The 18,228-nt window shown below is 45.1% G+C and carries 14 protein-coding genes; all 14 read left to right on the top strand.

The genetic code is table 11. From position 1 onward, the window contains the following. The first annotated feature begins 272 nt into the window (after window positions 1-272). The 14 genes from PPM_RS12815 (at window position 273) to PPM_RS12750 (ending at window position 17,722) form a co-directional block, all read left to right on the top strand. Window positions 273-1,985: a sensor histidine kinase gene (locus PPM_RS12815; protein WP_013371312.1), complete on the top strand. Its 1,713-nt coding sequence runs from the start codon at window positions 273-275 to the stop codon at window positions 1,983-1,985. Next, entirely contained in the window at window positions 1,982-3,403 is a 1,422-nt protein-coding gene (locus PPM_RS12810; RefSeq protein WP_013371311.1) for a response regulator transcription factor, read from the top strand. Before PPM_RS12815 ends, PPM_RS12810 begins: the two co-directional genes overlap by 4 nt. A gap of 268 nt (window positions 3,404-3,671) precedes the next feature. Next, window positions 3,672-5,408: a sugar ABC transporter substrate-binding protein gene (locus tag PPM_RS12805; protein WP_014599786.1), complete on the top strand. Its 1,737-nt coding sequence runs from the start codon at window positions 3,672-3,674 to the stop codon at window positions 5,406-5,408. Window positions 5,409-5,471: 63 nt separating this feature from the next. After that, complete coding sequence (locus PPM_RS12800; RefSeq protein ID WP_014599785.1) at window positions 5,472-6,386, top strand: ABC transporter permease; 915 nt, start codon at window positions 5,472-5,474, stop codon at window positions 6,384-6,386. A gap of 13 nt (window positions 6,387-6,399) precedes the next feature. Continuing rightward, window positions 6,400-7,293, top strand: a complete 894-nt coding sequence (locus PPM_RS12795; protein ID WP_013371307.1) for a carbohydrate ABC transporter permease — start codon at window positions 6,400-6,402, stop codon at window positions 7,291-7,293. A gap of 344 nt (window positions 7,294-7,637) precedes the next feature. After that, entirely contained in the window at window positions 7,638-10,256 is a 2,619-nt protein-coding gene (gene ppsA, locus PPM_RS12790; RefSeq protein ID WP_013371306.1) for a phosphoenolpyruvate synthase, read from the top strand. Between the two features lie 164 nt (window positions 10,257-10,420). Then, window positions 10,421-10,654, top strand: coding sequence for a hypothetical protein (locus PPM_RS12785; RefSeq protein ID WP_013371305.1), 234 nt, complete (start codon window positions 10,421-10,423; stop codon window positions 10,652-10,654). An 857-nt stretch (window positions 10,655-11,511) separates the two neighbouring features. After that, a complete protein-coding gene (locus tag PPM_RS12780) occupies window positions 11,512-12,141 on the top strand; it encodes a YkoP family protein (RefSeq protein ID WP_013371304.1) in 630 nt (209 codons plus the stop codon). Between the two features lie 51 nt (window positions 12,142-12,192). After that, window positions 12,193-12,921 (top strand): YqaA family protein, encoded by a 729-nt coding sequence (locus tag PPM_RS12775; RefSeq protein ID WP_013371303.1) that lies wholly within the window; start codon window positions 12,193-12,195, stop codon window positions 12,919-12,921. Then, on the top strand, window positions 12,899-13,420 hold the full coding sequence (locus PPM_RS12770; protein ID WP_014599784.1) for a phosphatase PAP2 family protein: 522 nt from the start codon (window positions 12,899-12,901) through the stop codon (window positions 13,418-13,420). The genes PPM_RS12775 and PPM_RS12770 overlap by 23 nt, the downstream gene beginning before the upstream one ends. Window positions 13,421-13,444: 24 nt before the next feature. Continuing rightward, window positions 13,445-14,611, top strand: coding sequence for an MGDG synthase family glycosyltransferase (locus PPM_RS12765; RefSeq protein WP_013371301.1), 1,167 nt, complete (start codon window positions 13,445-13,447; stop codon window positions 14,609-14,611). Window positions 14,612-14,641: 30 nt separating this feature from the next. Then, a complete protein-coding gene (locus PPM_RS12760) occupies window positions 14,642-15,343 on the top strand; it encodes a polysaccharide deacetylase family protein (protein WP_013371300.1) in 702 nt (233 codons plus the stop codon). Between the two features lie 22 nt (window positions 15,344-15,365). Next, on the top strand, window positions 15,366-16,499 hold the full coding sequence (locus PPM_RS12755) for an MGDG synthase family glycosyltransferase (RefSeq protein WP_013371299.1): 1,134 nt from the start codon (window positions 15,366-15,368) through the stop codon (window positions 16,497-16,499). After that, the gene (locus PPM_RS12750) at window positions 16,496-17,722 is read left to right on the top strand and encodes an MFS transporter (protein WP_014599783.1); all 1,227 of its coding nucleotides are present in this window, start codon (window positions 16,496-16,498) and stop codon (window positions 17,720-17,722) included. The genes PPM_RS12755 and PPM_RS12750 overlap by 4 nt, the downstream gene beginning before the upstream one ends. The last annotated feature ends 506 nt before the right edge of the window (window positions 17,723-18,228 follow it).

Below are 18,228 nucleotides of genomic sequence, written 5' to 3'. Positions count from 1 at the left end.
GTATGCAAAGAGGAAGGGAGAATAAGTTCTATGAATTCCATGAAAGCGTTTGACATATTGGAATATCATTCTATAATTATGAACAGAATTGGACCTCACCGAGATGGAAAAATCCTGATTTTTCCAGTCTGAATCGGATGAAGATGTTGTCTATTCTCAAATAGGTCGCTGTCTATGAGGAATACGATAATTGATAGAGCTGTTGTTCAATAAACAGTAAGCTCCATAATCAGGGGCTTGCTCTTTTATTTACCTAAGGAGAATGGGGCGGAATGACACTTAAAAAAAGAATCTTTTTATTGTTTTTTCTCAGCGCGTTTATTCCCTTTATTAGTATATTTGCAATTTCTTATTATACCATTGATTCCATTTTTGTGAATAAAATCAATGATGGAATTAGGAGCAATCTACAGCAGGTAACTTCATCACTGGAAAATTCAATTACCAATCTGAATCATGTTACTCAGCAATTATCATATAGCGGCACTTTAGGCAAAAAACTGGATGAAGTCTTGCAACCTTCCTCCAATATAATTGAATTGATTGAGGCTAGAGATGAATTAAAGAATGAGTTAAATGTTGTAACGTTTACTAATCCGAATATAGGCTTGACCTTATATTATTTCCAGAAAGAAGGCGCTACACAGTTCGCTAACTTTCCCATCAAAGATCGCTTTGCCCCTGAGTCTTTGCCTGTGCTTTTCAAATCTTATGGCATTTCGTACTATGGTCCCCATATCAGTATGAACCGATTTAATGACCAGCTCGTTTTATCTGCCATGCGAAAGGTACAACTGCCTCAAAGGGACGATGTATATATTTACGTCGAATCCGGCTTTCGTCTTACACAGAATATACTAGGTTACAACCAATACCAAGGAGCTTTATCGCATTTGATCCTGAATGGTGAAGGTCAAATTGTTTACAGTGAAATTCCGGAAACGATGAAAGTGGGGGAGAATTTCTTCAACTTATCAAAAAGTACTGCAAAAGACGGAATATCCCGTGACTACCATTGGTTTAAGGAGGACTCCGCTCAGAATTGGAGCGTCATCTCGGTAATTTCGCAGGCTAAGTATCAACAGGAGAAAAACCAGTGGTTGCTTCAAATATTACTGGTCGCTTTATTTTTTCTCGGCTTTACTGTATTTCTTGCTTGGCTTCTGTGGAAGATGGTCTACAAGCCACTCGGTCTGTTCCATTCGGAAATTAACGGAATGTCTCAGAATCCACAAAAGGCAGGCAGCCAGACTCGCACTCATATTCCCGAGTTCGATTTTCTATTGGGAGAATTCTCAAATATGCAGCATCAAATCGGTGACCTGTTCAAGGAAGTGCAGCAGAAAGAGAAGATCCGTGCAGATTTGGAAGTGGAAAAATTGTTATATCAGATCAATCCTCACTTTCTGATGAATACGCTAGATACTGTACATTGGCTGGCCGTCATGAATGGACAAGGGGAGATTGACAAGTTGGTGCAATCCTTGAACAAACTGTTGTATTACAATTTGGGTAAATTAGGGCAAGTATCGACGATGGAAGAGGAAATTGATGCGCTAAGACAGTATCTAGTCCTGCAGCAAATTCGATATGACTTTGAATTTGACGTGCGTATTTCAGCGGATGACCATGTGCTTCAAATACCTGTGCCTCGTTTTATTCTGCAACCGTTGGTTGAAAATTCTCTCTATCATGGACTGAGTGACGAAGGTTTTATTCAGATTGAAGTTACACTCACCAAAACGCTGAATATTCTGATACAGGATAATGGAGCCGGCATGACCGAGGAAGCGATTCAAAAACTCTTGAACAATCGTATAGCAGAACATAAAAAAGTAGGGATGGGCATCGGACTCAATTATGTTCACCGCATGTTGAGGGCACAGTACGGAGATCAAGCACAACTGGTGATCGAAAGTGAATTGGGTACAGGGACAAGTATTCTGCTCATACTTCCTATCAAAGGAGAAGATGTTCGGGGATGATTAAAGTATTGATTGTGGATGACGACAAATTGGTACGAAAAGGCATAAGCTCCGCGATGCCGTGGAATGAGTTCAATATGGAAGTTGTAGGAGAAGCAAGTAACGGGTTGAAAGCACTGGATTTTCTGAAATCCCAACCGGTCGATCTGATGTTGACGGATCTCGCGATGCCGGTGATGTCAGGTATTGAACTGATGCGAGCTGCAAGGCAACTCTATCCAGAGCTTCATATTGTCGTATTAACACTGCATCAAGATTTCGATTATATCCAGGAAGCGCTCAGGCTGGGAGCCATCGACTATATAGCCAAGGTTCAGCTCGAGAAGGAGCAATTCGAACACGTGCTGCATCGAATACATATCCGGATTGACGAGCTGGCGAATAAAAAACGAAAGCTGCCGCTGCTTAGTGAGACTAATGTCCATTACCGCCATGTGTATGCACTTGTTTCACTGGATCGCAAGTTAGGACAGAGCTGGCCGATTGAACCGACATCCAGTGTAGATGAGATCCGATGGGAGGTTGAACGGAACAGTTGGATGTGGGCGGCACCCATGGACTTAGAGGATCAACTGTTCCACAAACTGAAGGAATACCGGGACCAAGTTCCCCAAGGCGCCTTGCTAGTTATGTCCGATGTACAAGAGCGAACGTGGTCGCAAATCCAAAACTGGATTATGAATTATACAGAAACGTCCTTATTCTATGCATACGACCCTTATGATCCTGTCATTGCCGTTTCGATGAATGTGGAGGAATCATTTCCAATAGAACCGCAGGATGAAGACATGGATCGAATTAAGCAAAGTTGGTTTCTATCACCATGGACACATAACGACAGTTACTACAACCAACTGATTGAACAGTTCAAATCACTAAGACTGCAAAAAAGCCAGTTGATGGGATTGCTATACTCGATAGTTATGGAATGGAATCACCTTTTTGCCGAGTCTACGCTTGGTAGAATCTCAATGATCCATTCTTTTCTATCGTGGTACGAGGTAGAAGCTTGGATCAAGCAGACCTCTGTGGACATTCGTAAGGCAGATGAACAGACCTCGTATTCACAGGAAATTGTAGACGCCGTGAAAAAAGCGATTATGATCATGCAAAATGATTTGGATCAAGCTTTTACTGCTTCAGGTCTGTCCCGGCAACTGAACATCAGCCGAAGCTATTTCAGTCAATGCTTCAAGGATCTGATGGGGAAAACCTTTAATGAGTACTCCCGTTTTATACGAATAGAGAAGTCTAAAGAGTATTTATTGAATACAAATAATCAGATTTTCTGGATTGCTGAGCGAGTGGGTTATACGGATGAAAAATATTTCAGCCGAATTTTCCGCGAGTTGACAGGCCTGCTTCCAAGTGAATATCGACAGCTGGGCAGAGGGGATAAAAAGCGTACTCTTTTATAATTCAGTCAAGCCGACAGATTCCTGATAGGAGCTGCCGGTTTTTGTGCTTTACTTTGGTTAGTAAGTAAAGATAGACAAATGTATGTCGGCAGGTAGGATAAATGCTTACAAGCCAAGTATGACTTCACTGCCTGACGTGAAACCGCATACATTTTTCTATCCAAACAGACGTTTATTCCCTATCTCGTTTAGTCTTCATCGAGTTTTATAATGAAAGCGTAAACAACAATGATAGAGAAATATTCACAACGAAGGGGAATCGAATGAGATGACAACTAAATGGTCCGTAAAAAGCAAATTGTTGACGAGACGTCTGGCCGTACTATCGATATCTGCCCTAATGATTTCAACCCTTGCAGCCTGTGGGGCTTCATCCAACCCTCCCACTGCGAAGGAAGCGGGCAAATATGAGGTAACACCCGGAGACCCATTCAGTGCCTATAAAGACGAAATAACCGTCACGATGGGTCGTGTGACTACGGCCAACCCGAAGCTGCCGGCTGGAGATTCGTATGAGAACAATGCGTATACTCGACTGGTCAAAAAAGCGTTTAACGCTCAGATTAAAGACCAATTTGAAGCCAACGGAGAAGATTACAGCCGTCAGGTTTCGCTCGCCATCGCCTCTGGAGAACTGCCTGACATGATGCGTGTCGATTCCAAGGATGAACTCAAAGAACTGGTTGATAATGATCTGATTGAAGATATGACGGAAATTTACAAACAGTATGCCACAGATAATATCAAGAATATTTACGACTCGTATGAGGGCCGGGCGTTAGACAATGCGACGATAGATGGACGTTTAATGGCGCTTCCAGCTACTTCCCTAGATTCCGCACCAACCATGGTCTGGGTTCGTCAGGATTGGCTGGATCTACTGGGAATCCAGCTTGATGCAGACGGAGATGGTACCATCAAGCTGGACGATGTGGAGAAAACGGCCGAGGAATTCTTGAAAAGAGATCCGGGTCAAACCGGGAAACCGGTAGGTATTCCCTTTGTGAACACCCTGAATACAACTGACTATAATGGTTCTGCCTATACCATGCTTGGAGTTGCCTCAACGAAGGGTTCATTCCCTCAGTATTGGATGAAGGGTAAAGACGGCAGCATTGTTTATGGCTCAACAACAGAGGAAACCAAGCAGATGCTAGGCGTCATGGCAGATTGGTTCAAGAGAGGCATCATCGACCCGCAATTTGGAACACGCACATTTGATGATATTACGGCACTGTACACCAACGGCCAATGCGGTATTGCTTTTGGACCATGGCATATTCCCGACTGGGGTCTGGGCAACGTGAAGCAGAAGGATAAGAATGCGAAATTCACGGCTTACACTTTGGAAGATGCAGATGGAAAGGTAAACGTGGCACACGCCAATCCAGCTAATCAGTTTATCGTTGTAAGAAAAGGATACGAACACCCGGAACTCGCCGTTAAAATCGTAAACCTTTTCTACGATAAACTGGCAAATGATAAAAATGTGGGAACATCTATGCCAGAAGCTGCCAAGTATCAAGAGAACGGCGTAGACGGTTCTACCAGACCGTTTAATATTGAAGTCAACTCGGCGACCTCGTTACTGGATGACTACTCTGATATCGTTCGAGGAATTAAAGGAGAGATAAGTTTGGATCAGGTCCGGACAACAGAATCAAAGAACAATATTAAAAGTATCCAGACTTACTTAAGTAATATGGATACGGATAACGTAACAGCCTGGTCGAAATATCACTCGCGTATCAACGGAGTGGGACTCATTGACAAACTGACACGGGAAAACAAATTTGTATGGATGACACCCGCTTTCTCCGGAACTACACCAAGCATGAAACAGACCTGGGCTAATCTGACCAAGATGGAGCAGGAATCTTTTATCAAAATCGTGACAGGTGCAGAACCTCTGAATTACTTCGATACATTCGTTAGCAATTGGAAGAAGCAAGGCGGTGACCAGGTAATTCAGGAAATTAAAGACGAGGTTGCATCCAAAAAATAAACAATCTTAAACTGCTAACAGGGCTGCGTATTGCAGCCCTGCTTTTAGGAAAGGGGTCCATCCATGAAACAGGGAAACGATAAAGCAAAAATCCGGTTCGGCACGGGTGCCATATATCATCTGATGATGCTTCCGGGTATTTTATTTTTGCTGGTATTCAGCTATGTTCCGATGGTCGGTGTCATTACGGCGTTTCAGGATTATATACCAGCCAAGGGAATGTTAGGCTCCAAATTTGTAGGGCTGAAGCACTTTATTTATATGTTTAAGCTGCCGGACATCGCACAGGTTTTTAGTAATACGTTGGTGATTGCCATTGCCAAGATTCTATTGGGAACACTGATGGCTATCATTTTTTCCATTTTGTTAAATGAGATCCGCATCAAATTCGTTAAAAAATCCGTGCAGACAATCGTTTATCTGCCACACTTTCTATCCTGGGTAGTTCTAGCATCCGTGGTTGTTAACATGTTCAGTTTGGATGGGATTGTGAATCAAATTTTGGCTTTTTTCGGTCTGGAGAATATTAATTTTCTCGGCAGCAACACCTGGTTCCAGCCGCTGATTATTGGGACAGACGTGTGGAAGGAATTCGGTTACAGTTCCATCGTCTATTTGGCTGCAATTACTTCGATTGATCCGGGTCTGTATGAAGCGGCAGGAATGGATGGAGCCAGCTGGTGGAGAAAAGTATGGCATATTACGTTGCCAGGCATGCTGCCTATTATCCTGCTCATGGGAGTGATGAGTCTGACCAATATTTTGAGTGCCGGCTTCGATCAAATTTATAATCTGTATAACCCAGTTGTCTATGAATCGGGAGATATTCTGGATACTTATGTATATCGGATTGGACTCGTTGGGCGACAGTATAGCTTCGGTACGGCTGTTGGCCTGTTCAAGTCAGTGATTGGTATTGTTTTGCTATTGTCCGCCAACCAATTAGCCAAAAAATACACCGACCGAAAAATATTTTAAGGAGGCGAAGCCTGTGTCGTATTCTGTAAGCCAAAAAAATCGAATTGGCGGGTTAGTCATCTATGCCATCGTCATATTGCTGGCATTGATCTGCCTACTTCCATTATGGAATATCGTTGCGATTTCATTTAGCAGCAGTGAGGCCGTGTCAGCTAATGCTGTAGGTCTCGTACCGGTCAATTTTACAACCGCAGCGTATACGAAAATTATCGATGATGCTCAGTTCTGGCGTTCCTTTGGCATATCTGTTCTACGTGTTGTGCTTACACTTCTTCTCAACATGATTCTAATTGTTCTAATGGCATACCCGCTCTCCAAGTCAAAAAGAGAATTTAAGGGCAGAAACATTTATATGAACGTCATGATTTTTGCCATGCTGTTCAGCGGTGGGATGATCCCGAGTTATCTATTGATCAAAAACCTCGATATGCTCAATACAATTTGGTCGCTTGTTCTACCAGGAGCTGTCCCTATATTCAGTGTCATCCTTGTCATGAACTTCTTCTCTGCTGTACCTAAGGCCCTAGAGGAAGCAGCATTCATCGATGGGGCAAGTCCGTTGCAGGTCCTGTTCAAAGTGTATGTTCCCGTGTCCATCCCTGCGCTGGCGACGGTAGCACTATTCAGTATCGTGGGAACGTGGAATGATTTCTTCAGCGGTTTGATCTATATGACTCAAGTCAGCAACTATCCGCTCATGACGTATATTCAGTCCCTTAACGTGAATATTGCGGAACTTCTTCAATCCGGCACCAACTCAGCACAACTTAGCAACTTGACTGAAATTTCAAATAAAAATCTAAATGCGGCAAAAATCGTAGTCGCTGTCATCCCGCTACTGCTGATTTATCCGTTACTTCAAAAATATTTTGTGACTGGAATTGTTGTAGGATCGGTAAAAGAGTAATCACAAAAAGAGATGACCCTGATAAATTCAAGGATCATCTCTTTTTACATAAAATAATTGAACACAAAAAATAGCTATGATATAATCGATAGCGTTATTGACAAATCATATAAACAATCGAAAAAAATATTATCCCTATTATTAGAGTACATCTAGAACTTTGATTTGTCAATGTTTTTTTTACCCCCCCAGAAAATAGAAAGGAAGATGGAATGTGCAATCAGGCTGCGTACATAATCAAGCGGTTTTGAGAAGAAGTACGCGGCGACTTACTTCGGCGGTGACTAGGCATGATCATGATTGTTCGCTTTTTTCTCTATATTAATGGTTAGGAGAGATGTTGAATGAATTCACTGGTTCTCGATTTTCAAGAAATGGATAACACTCAGCTTTTGCTTGTTGGTGGAAAAGGATTGCACTTAGGGGCATTAACCAAAATGGAAGGAATACAAGTGCCAGAAGGGTTTTGTGTTACAACATTGGGATATCAAAAAGCCATCGAACAAAACGAAATAGTTCATGCTTTTCTGGATCAGCTAGCTACGCTTAAAGTAGAAGATCGAGAACAAATTGATGATATCAGCAAGAAGATTCGACAGGCCATTATGGAAGTAGCCATTCCTTCTGATGTTGTGAAAGCAGTTGCTCACTATCTCTCCCAGTTTGGTGATGAATATGCTTATGCCGTACGTTCTAGTGCGACTGCTGAGGATTTGCCGCATGCTTCTTTTGCTGGTCAACAAGATACCTATTTAAATATTATCGGCAAAGAATCCATCCTGGAGCATATCCGCAAATGTTGGGCTTCTTTATTTACGGAACGCGCGGTAATTTACCGAATGCTGAATGGATTTGATCACAGCCAAGTTTATTTATCTGTCATCGTTCAAAGGATGGTGTTCCCACAAGCTTCAGGGATTTTATTTACCGCTGATCCCATCAATGGCAACCGAAAGCTGCTCTCTATCGATGCAAGTTTCGGACTTGGAGAAGCGCTGGTCTCCGGCTTGGTATCTGCCGATTGTTATCAAGTACAGAATGGGGTAATCGTCAGCAAGAGGATAGAAACCAAAAAAATGGCTATTTATGGACGGAAAGAAGGCGGAACAGAGACCAAGCAGCTCAATCCTGATCAGCAAAAAACGCAAACCCTTACGGATCAACAAATTTTACAACTGGCACGCATTGGAAGACAGATCGAAGAACATTTCGGCTGCCCCCAAGACATCGAATGGTGTTTGGCTGATGATATATTTTATATTGTCCAGAGCCGGCCGATCACCACTTTATATCCCATACCTGAAGCAAATGACCAGGAGAATCACGTGTATGTATCTGTCGGCCATCAGCAAATGATGACTGATCCTATTAAACCACTGGGAATATCTGTTTGGATGTTAACAGGTGCCACACCCATGTTTAAAACTGGTGGTGGAAGGCTGTTTGTGGATATCACGATGGGTCTGGCTTCACCAGATGGCAGGCAAAATTTATTGGATGTTTTAGGACACTCCGATCCGCTCATAAAAGACGCGCTTATTACCATCATAGAGCGGGGAGATTTCATAAAATTGGACCCATCTGACAAAAGCGAACCGGGACCCGTTAAAAGCCATAAGGGTATGTCGTCTGCGGATATTCTGGCAGAAGCAGGAAACGACCCGGCAATTGTTGTCGATTTGATTAAGAGTAGTGAGACATCGTTATCAGCGTTAAAACATAACACCCAAACGAAATCAGGATTGGATGTATTAGATTGTATCCTGGAAGATATGCAGCAACGGAGGCAGCGTGCGTCAGATCTGAAAAACTTGAGTGTGATTATGTCCGCCATCCATGCTTCAGCATGGATCAATGAAAAAATGGATGAATGGTTAGGTGAAAAAAACGTAGCAGACACACTTTCCTTATCTGTACCTAACAACGTCACTTCTGAAATGGGTATGGAGCTATTGGATGTTGCAGATGTGATTCGTCCCTACCCGAAAATAATTGAGTATTTACAACAGGTAAAGGATGATAACTTTTTAGAAGAACTGGTTCAATTCGAAGGTGGACAGCAGGTGCGTGATGTTATTACTGCTTATCTCGACAAATATGGAATGCGATGTGCCGGGGAGATCGATATTACAAGAACACGCTGGAGTGAAAAACCAAATATATTGGTACCTATGATCCTCAGTAACATCAAAAACCTTGAGCCTGGCGCCAGTAAACGAAAATTTGAGCAAGGGCGACAGGAGGCAATGAAAAAAGAACAGGATTTATTAGCCCGATTGAAACAATTACCGGATGGTGAACAAAAAGCCGAAGAGACAAAACAAATGATCGACCAGATCCGGAATTTCATCGGTTATCGTGAATATCCGAAATACGACATTGTTAGTCGCTACTTCATTTATAAACAGGCTTTACTAAAGGAAGCGGAACGACTCGTACAAGCCAACGTTCTTCATGAAAAAGAAGATATTTACTATCTCGCTTTTGAAGAATTGCAGGAAACCATACGCACAAATAAACTGGATTACCAGGTCATCGACAAACGCAAAGACGAGTATAGATTATATGAAAAACTAACTCCGCCACGTGTTATCACGTCTGATGGCGAAATCATTACGGGTCAGTACAAACGAGAAAATATCCCCGCTAAAGCTATTGTAGGCCTCGCTGTTTCTTCGGGTGTTGTAGAGGGGCGGGCACGTGTGCTCCTGAATATAGAAGGGGCTGATCTGGAAGATGGCGATATACTAGTCACCGCCTTTACTGATCCCAGCTGGACTCCATTGTTTTTATCCATAAAAGGGTTGGTTACGGAGGTGGGCGGACTGATGACCCACGGAGCCGTTATCGCACGTGAATATGGCTTGCCAGCCGTTGTCGGAGTGGAGAATGCGACCAAATCGATAAAAGATGGGCAACGAATTCGCGTGCATGGAACAGAAGGGTATATCGAATTTTTGTAATGGATAAATAAGGGGAAACGATAGCGACGGGAAGGAGCTCACCCAACAAATTGGGCCGACGCAAGAGGAACTTTATCGTTATGGCTCCCTTTATGAAGTATATTCATGCTGGCAATGGACAACGCTTAGGTTAAATATTATCTTATGCGGGAGGTCATCGCTTCTTGAAATTTGAACTAGGACGTTGCTTACTGAGTGAACGATTGATGGAATCTGGAAAGTCAGCAGAATGGCTGGCAAAAGACTTGCTTTTTAAACCGGAACGAGTTTACGACTTTATTGAAAACAAGAGAGTGATGCCTCTCAAAATTGCCATATCGATCGCCGATTCCATCGGTTGTGATGTTCGTACATTGTATGAATTAATTCCGAATGATAATGAAGTAAAGGGAGATTAATGGAATAAGTGCCAGGTTCCATTAAGGCAACAAATGTGATCCATTAAACTTTAACGGCAAACGCTAACTTAATAAAAAAAGGAGCTGATCAACGTGATCGGCTCCTTTTTTAACGGGCAGAATTTCCTTAGAAAGTGAGTGAATAAATTCCATTATTATAATCAGAACCTTTTTTTCATTATCGAGAACACGAATTACGCACACCTTCTTATATTTTTTTGCAAATCAATTTTCGAATGATTCAGACCTAGTCATATAAGATAGTTGACAGTTTGTCATGCGGTATATGTGACAGGCCCAAGTACGATGTCATCAAAGCTTGGCGGTTTTATCACTGTTCGATTTAACAATATCGGAGGTAAGGTGAGGGGGTAAAGCAGAACAACATTCTAAAATAATGGAGCGATTGCGTTATGAAATCATTCATCATTCGAAAAGGAGTGAAATATGGCAGATTTTCAATACCATTCCGACCTATTTGCCACTCTGATACTTACCTCATCAAAGTTTAAGTGTTTCTTATTGGCTTACTATTTTTGGTCGCACTTATATATGAAAACTTGAGCGAGCAGCGATGTGCATCAAATTGAGTGACGGACCTCCAACCCGAAACAAAAATTAACTTTTTTTTAAGAATCTCTTTACGTTTAATTAAGATTTGTTTTTCATACTTAATCATGTACAGTAGGCAACCGGATGTATCCGGCCCTGCCAGTACTTCAGCCCGTATGCTCTCTTGGTTAAATCCTCTATCATTAAGTTAACAGAGATAAGGAATTCACATAGAAATATTATTTCAGTTTGACAATTTCAATGGAATTTGTCGATAAAAATAAGAATGAGGGATGGTTGGATCAATGTTGCTTCGTTTACGCAAATCTTCAATGCAGGCAGTCTGGATGGTGTGGGAAAGAGGGTTCGATTGGATTTCACGCTTTCGCGGATCGCATACATCGCACTTTGGAATTTGCAAAGTCATGATTAAGAAACACCGAGGGGAGAGCATCGTCTGTGCGGACTCCACCATCATCGATAGAGGCGATCTGGTCGGAGAACTCCATCTCAATAATGAAAAGATTCTGATGCTGATCAAATCCGAAGACTCAGACCGCGCGGCGCTCATGACGGCCCGGCTTACACGGAAATCCATGCAGCAGATCAGCGAGGCATTCGCAAGTCAGCCGGAGTTCAGAGAGGTAAAGGCGTTAGTCGCCATTACGCTGCTTCATCGTGGTTTGATACATGGTCTTGGTTTCGAACAACAGCCGATGAAGTCCGATCTGTTTCAACGAATTACAACGGCTTATCTACGATTGTTGTTATCCGTCATGCACCCTGAAGGCAAGAAGCGGATTGGCCGCAAGACCGAACAATTGATACCGATGATGCTGATTCACTCCCGCAGCTCGCTGAGGAACCGATTTATGACGATGAAGAGACAGTCCGTTTCAAAGGAGTTATGTCTACCCAAATCAAGATCCAATTAATTAAAAACAAAAGAAACTAGGAGCGTGGTGGGTAAGTTCCTGGAGGGCGGTATGGAGTTGAAACACAGCGACTGGAAACCCATACCACCCAAAGGTAACCTATTTTTCATCATGCTCTGTAACAAAGGCGGGAAGGCATTCATGGATGAAATTATGGAATTTTTACAGAACTTCGGAGCGACGGGACTTTTTATTCACGCTATGCTCGATGCGATTATCTTCCCTATCCCGGCGTTCTTCCTGCAGCTTTCTTTAAGCGCGATGCAACCGGAGTCGGCTTTATGGCTCGCTACGGTAGGCTTTGCCGGAAGCCTGCTTGGGACACCGATCGGTTATGGGATCGGCAAGCTGTCGGGAAAGCATGTTTTAGGCAGTGTAATGAAGAAAAAATGGCTGGATTCGGCAAGCGACTTATTTGCCCGCCATGGCGAGGCCGCAATCCTGATCGGATCGTTCACTCCGATCCCGTTTAAAATATTTACGATTTTATCCGGATGCATGAATTATACGTTATGGAAGCTGCTCAGCTATGCGGCCATTGGCCGGGCGGTGAAGTTTTATGTAGTCGGTTTTCTCTTCTATATATATGGCCGCGCGGCAGAGAATATGGTGAACCAAGTTCTCACGATTATGCTGGTGGGCGTTGGTATAGCGATTGCGGCAATATGGTTCTTAATACGGAAGCTGTCTGAGCGGAGGAAGATAAGGGGGGAACATCAATCTATGAAAAAAAAAGGGAATGGAGGCGGAAAGAAGGATGCAGTGGATAAGGCGAATTGATCAAACGATGTTCTTCTGGTGCAACCATCGGCTGAGTAGTCGGGTCTTGGACCGATTGTTCGGATGGATTACCCATTTGGGCGGAGCTTTATTTACCATCATTTGCGCAGTATCCTTGGCATGGTTCGCCGAGGGGGAGTTCAGCAGAATCGGGCTGCAAAGCTTGATCGCACTGGCCGTTAGCCATATCGTTGCTGTTCTGATCAAGAGAAAGGTGCGCAGAGACCGGCCTTTCCGCAAGCTGGAGCAGGTAAAGGTAGGCAAATTCCCGTTGAAAGATTATTCCTTCCCATCCGGCCATACAACCGCTATTTTCGCCTTGGTTACACCTTTTATGTTGGCCTCATCGCCGGCAATTATGCTTGTCTTGATTGGTCTGGCCTTGTTGGTGGCCATATCCCGGGTTTATTGGGGCTATCACTATCCAATCGATTGTGTGGCTGGTGGGATGGTCGGATTCCTAACGGCGGTGCTGGTTATTTTGTTCATACATAGTTAAATTTCACGAAGGAGGCGATTGTTGATGAATAACATAAAACGGGAAAAGCTGCTGATTTTGTCCGGCGCGCTCGGGGATGGACATATGCAGGCGGCCAAGGCGATTTTGGAGGCATCGGTGTTGTACAAACAGGGAGTAGAGGTGGTCGACTTTATGCAATGGATCCATCCCCGCATGCATGTGGTTGAACGGTATTGCTTCCTGCAATGGGTGAAGCATTTTCCCTCCTCATACGGATATATGTATCAGAAGACCCGGACGGACAGTACACTTACTTTCTTCCTGAAGCATTTTCTCACAACCAGCCTACAGCGGCTGCTCAAACTTCTGAATGAGGAACAGCCGACGTTGATTGTCAGTACGTTCCCGCTGGCATCAGCCGCCATTTCCTTGCTTAAGGAAAAAGGGATGACGGATCTGCCTGCGGCAACAGTCATTACTGACCATTCCGATCATAGTTATTGGATACATCCGTTTACGGATCTGTATCTGGTCGGCTCCGAAGGTGTGCGTGCAGCTCTGCAGAGAAAAGGCGTTGCTGACCACAAAATTGCTGTAACGGGCATCCCTGTTCGCCCATCCTACAGTCAGACCGACAATAAAGACCGGCTGCGCGAGAAGCTGGCCTTGCCTCTTGACGCCTTTGTCGTGCTGGTGATGGGGGGCGGTTGCGGGATTATCGATAAATCCTTCATCGAGCAAATGCAATCTGACTCTTTTCCCCCTAACGTGCAATTTGTGATCGTATGCGGACGCAATGTGAAGCTGCTGAACCGTCTGCATGAAGCGTTGGGAGACAGGGATAACGTCATGCTGACAGGCTTCCTGGAGGGAATCCATGAATGGATGGCGTCCGCAGACGTATTGATTACCAAGCCGGGCGGACTGACGACCTCCGAAGCGCTGGCGCTTCAGCTTCCCATGCTGCTGCTGGAGCCACGAATGGGGCAGGAAAAGGATAATGCTAGTTATTTGATTCAAGCGGGAGTAGCGTATCTATGTCAGAATGACAATTTGGAGGATCAGCTTCAGCGGCTGGTTCAACAGCCTTCCCTATTGGAAGAAATGAGGGAGAATGCAGGGCTGTGCAGACAGCAGGATTCCGCCAGACATGCGGTCATGCAAATTCTGAGCATGCAGAGCGATACCCAGGAAGAAAAATGGGTTTGCTCCTTGCAGCAATATGCTTAAGCTTAATTTTCACTAAGGGGGATAAAGACGTTGCTTGTTAAATATTTGTTGATTGGGCTCATAGGCTTCATCAGTCTGTATATGCTAATTCCCAGTTTTCTGCCAAGAATAGTCAGATTGGGAGCCTTTCGTAAGGGAACGACCAAGAACCAGGTAGCGTTCACATTCGACGATGGGCCGCATCCGAGGTATACACCGGAATTATTGGATTTATTGCAGGATTATCAAGTGAAGGCCACATTCTTCGTGCTTGGCTCGCAGGCGGAACTGCACCCGGATCTAATCAGAAGAATGGATCGTGAAGGTCATCAGATTGGAATCCACAATTACGCTCACACCTCCAATTGGCTGATGCTTCCCTGGACGGTGCGGCGTGATCATATGAAACGGACCGCAGATATTATTGAATCTATAATTGGAAAAAGGCCGAATCACTATCGTCCGCCATGGGGGCTCATGAACGCTTTCGATTTCTTTCATCCCAAATCGTACCGCATCGTACTCTGGTCCTTGAAGGCGGGGGATTGGCGCAGCAGGAGCTGCCGCAAGAAGCTGAAGGCAACGCTGCTGAACGGAATTACGGACGGATCTGTTATTTTACTGCATGACAGCGGAGATACGCCGGGAGCGGACCGTCACGCGCCATATTTTATGCTTCAGGCTCTGGAGGAAGTACTACATCAATTACAGGGACGCAACTTGCAATTTGTTCGTCTGGATGAAATGGCTTGACAAGTGAAATGAGGTGACAATAGTGAGACAGGAACCACAAATTTTAATTTTAACGGCCGATTACGGAGAAGGTCATCATCAGGTGTCCAAGGTGTTGCAGCAAAGCTTAATTCGCAATGGTTATAGCGAGGTGGCGGTTGTCGACTTGTTCCGGGAAGCTTATCCTGTGCTGAACAAAATAATCCGCTTTCTATACCGGCAAAGCCCGCATGCAGCCAGTTTAGGCATTCCCTATTACGGATGGATCTACCATCTGACCAACCGGCTTCCCATGAAGGGAAAGATTGCGGCCTGGATGAACAGTCTTGGCGGCGACAGGCTCAAGAAAATCATCCTCCATTACCAGCCGGAGGTCATCATATATACATTCCCGTTCGGCAGCTTGCCAAGCAGCGAAGCATTATCTGCGATCCGTCCCCGGACTGCTGTTGTTATAACGGACTTTGACGTTCACCGAAGATGGCTGTTCGCCAAGCCGGATCACTATTTTGTCCCTGCCAGCGACGTGAAAGAGGCCATGATCAGGCAGGGCGTCCCCGAGAGTCGTATTACCGTGACCGGAATTCCGGTCAGGGAATCATTTTATGATGCGGCAATGATCGGTTCCAGCTCCGTTAAAGAGGCAGATGAGCATGTGATTCTGCTTATGGCCAACGTCTGCGGCACATTGCAATCGCTATCGAGGCTCATCGGGAAGCTGCTACTCTTGTCAGGCGTCCGCATTCAAGTGATTTGCGGCCGGCAGAAAAGATGGAGACGGAGACTTACGGAGAGCTGGGCGGATGATGCAAGAGTGGATGTATTCGGCTTCACCTATCAATTGCATGTTTTGATGAGCAGTGCCTGCTGCGTCATCACGAAAGCGGGAGGCGTTACACTATCCGAGACGATTCAGGCCGGGGTTCCGATTTTCATCCTAAATCCGTTTCTGGGGCAGGAGAAGGAGAATGCCTTGTATTTGCAGCGCAAAGGAGCGGCAGCCGTGGCCTTTACGATTCATGATCTGGTGTTGCAGATACAAGCGATGATCTCCTCTGAGCCGATCAAGCAGTCAATGATGAACGGGCTGCTCGCAGCAAGGCAGAAAACGTCTGCGGACCATATTGTTCGGCATTTGTTTCCTGAGGCAAGCCCCTTAAGAAGGGGTGGAATATGATGAGCGGGAGGAGCGCGTTCAAGCTTTCTACTCTGATGCTGTTCACGGTGCTTTTTTGCACAGAGTTTGTCCGAAGCGCTTTCTTGTTCTCGTTCCTGCCGAACTTTGCCGTCAACGAATCGGGGCAAACCGTTGCTTTGGTCGGTCTTGCCGTCTCGCTTCATTATACAGCCGATACGCTGATTAAATGTGTGGCTGGATATTTGCTGGACAGGTTTTCGCTGCGCTGGCTGCTGCCCGCCACTTTCGTCCTGATGCTGTCCGGACTAGCCGCTGTGTTCGTTAGTCCATATGCCTGGGGGCTCGTTGCCGGTTCCGTGATGCTTGGGATGGGGGCGTCGCCTATATGGCTCATTTGTCTGGAGAAAATCCGGCTGACGGAGCGGGCAGCCCAGATTGGGGCGATATACACCGTGTGGCTGGCCTGCATCGGTCTGGGGCCGATCACAATCAATCTCACCTTCGATTATGGCTTCGTACCTGCCTTCCGGCTGATGGCTGCGCTGCTCGCCGTCGGCTGCATTGCATCGTTCGGGATTAACAGAACAACCCCCTTGCACCTCCAGAACGTCAGCTTTGCCGAACAAGCGACAAGACTGCGAAGAAGACTCGTTCAGCTGAAATGGCTACTGCCAGGCATGGTTCTGCAGATGACCGCCGCGGGACTGCTGCTGCCGATACTGCCCGGTTTTGCCGCTGACCATCTCGGTCTGAGCCAGCCGCAATATTCGATAATGCTCATATTCGGCGGGGCCGGTGCGATGCTGTTTCTGGTCCCGATGGGGAAGCTGGCCGATCGATGGGGGCACAAGCAAATGCTGTTCGCCGGTTTCGTATCGCTTACGGTCATATTGGCTCTGTTAATCGTATCCATGCCGCCGCCTGCATTAACGATGCTGTTTGCCTTTATGCTGGGATTGTCTTACTCAGCCGTGCTTCCGGCCTGGAATGCGGTGCTGTCGTACCTTGTTCCGGAGGATCAGAAGGGGACCGGGTGGGGAGTACTCTCAGGGATTGAAGGGCTCGGTATTATGATTGGTCCGGTCATCGGGGGATGGATAGCCAGCCAGTATACGAATGAAGCTGCCATTAGCATCAGCGCTGCTTTACTGGCTGTTCTTGCACTTTTTTATTTAATTTTGCCGCAAAACAAGCTTGTCTCGGCTCGCGGGACATTGCAGCACAAGAGGGAGAATGCTCATGGACCTGATCGGGTTAGTTGAACAATTGTTTCACGAATATGGATACCTGGTCTTGCTCATCGGCTTGCAGCTAACTTCATCGCGCTCCCCATTCCGCCGAGCAACAACACCTTGACCTATATCGGTTTCTTAGCCTCTAAAGATGTGCTTCATGGGCTGCTGGCTTTTCTCAAGCAGGACTCCTACGATTGCAATCAAAAAAGAAAGTACACTAGTTTATCCTTGCTAACTAAATTGTATTAGCTCTATCAAATAACATAGTTAGAACAACAACTCATTCTGGGCATGTTTCTTTGCCTATCGGTAAAGGTTGTCGTCCTAACACCTTTTGTACTAGAGATCCTTATCTTAGCAAGCACGTCATATAAGACAGTTGACAGTTTGTCATGCGGTATATGTGACAGGTCCAAGTACGATGTCATCAAAAGTTTGGCGGTTTTATCACTGTTCGATTTAACAATATCGGAGGTAAGGTGAGGGGGTAAAGCAGAACAACATTCTAAAATAATAGGAGTGATTGCGTTTAT

It is taken from the genome of Paenibacillus polymyxa M1, assembly GCF_000237325.1.
In the GTDB taxonomy this organism is placed as follows: Bacteria; Bacillota; Bacilli; order Paenibacillales; family Paenibacillaceae; genus Paenibacillus; species Paenibacillus polymyxa_C.
Note: the sequence above shows the minus strand (reverse complement) of the source record. Positions and strands in the feature narration are given on the sequence as shown.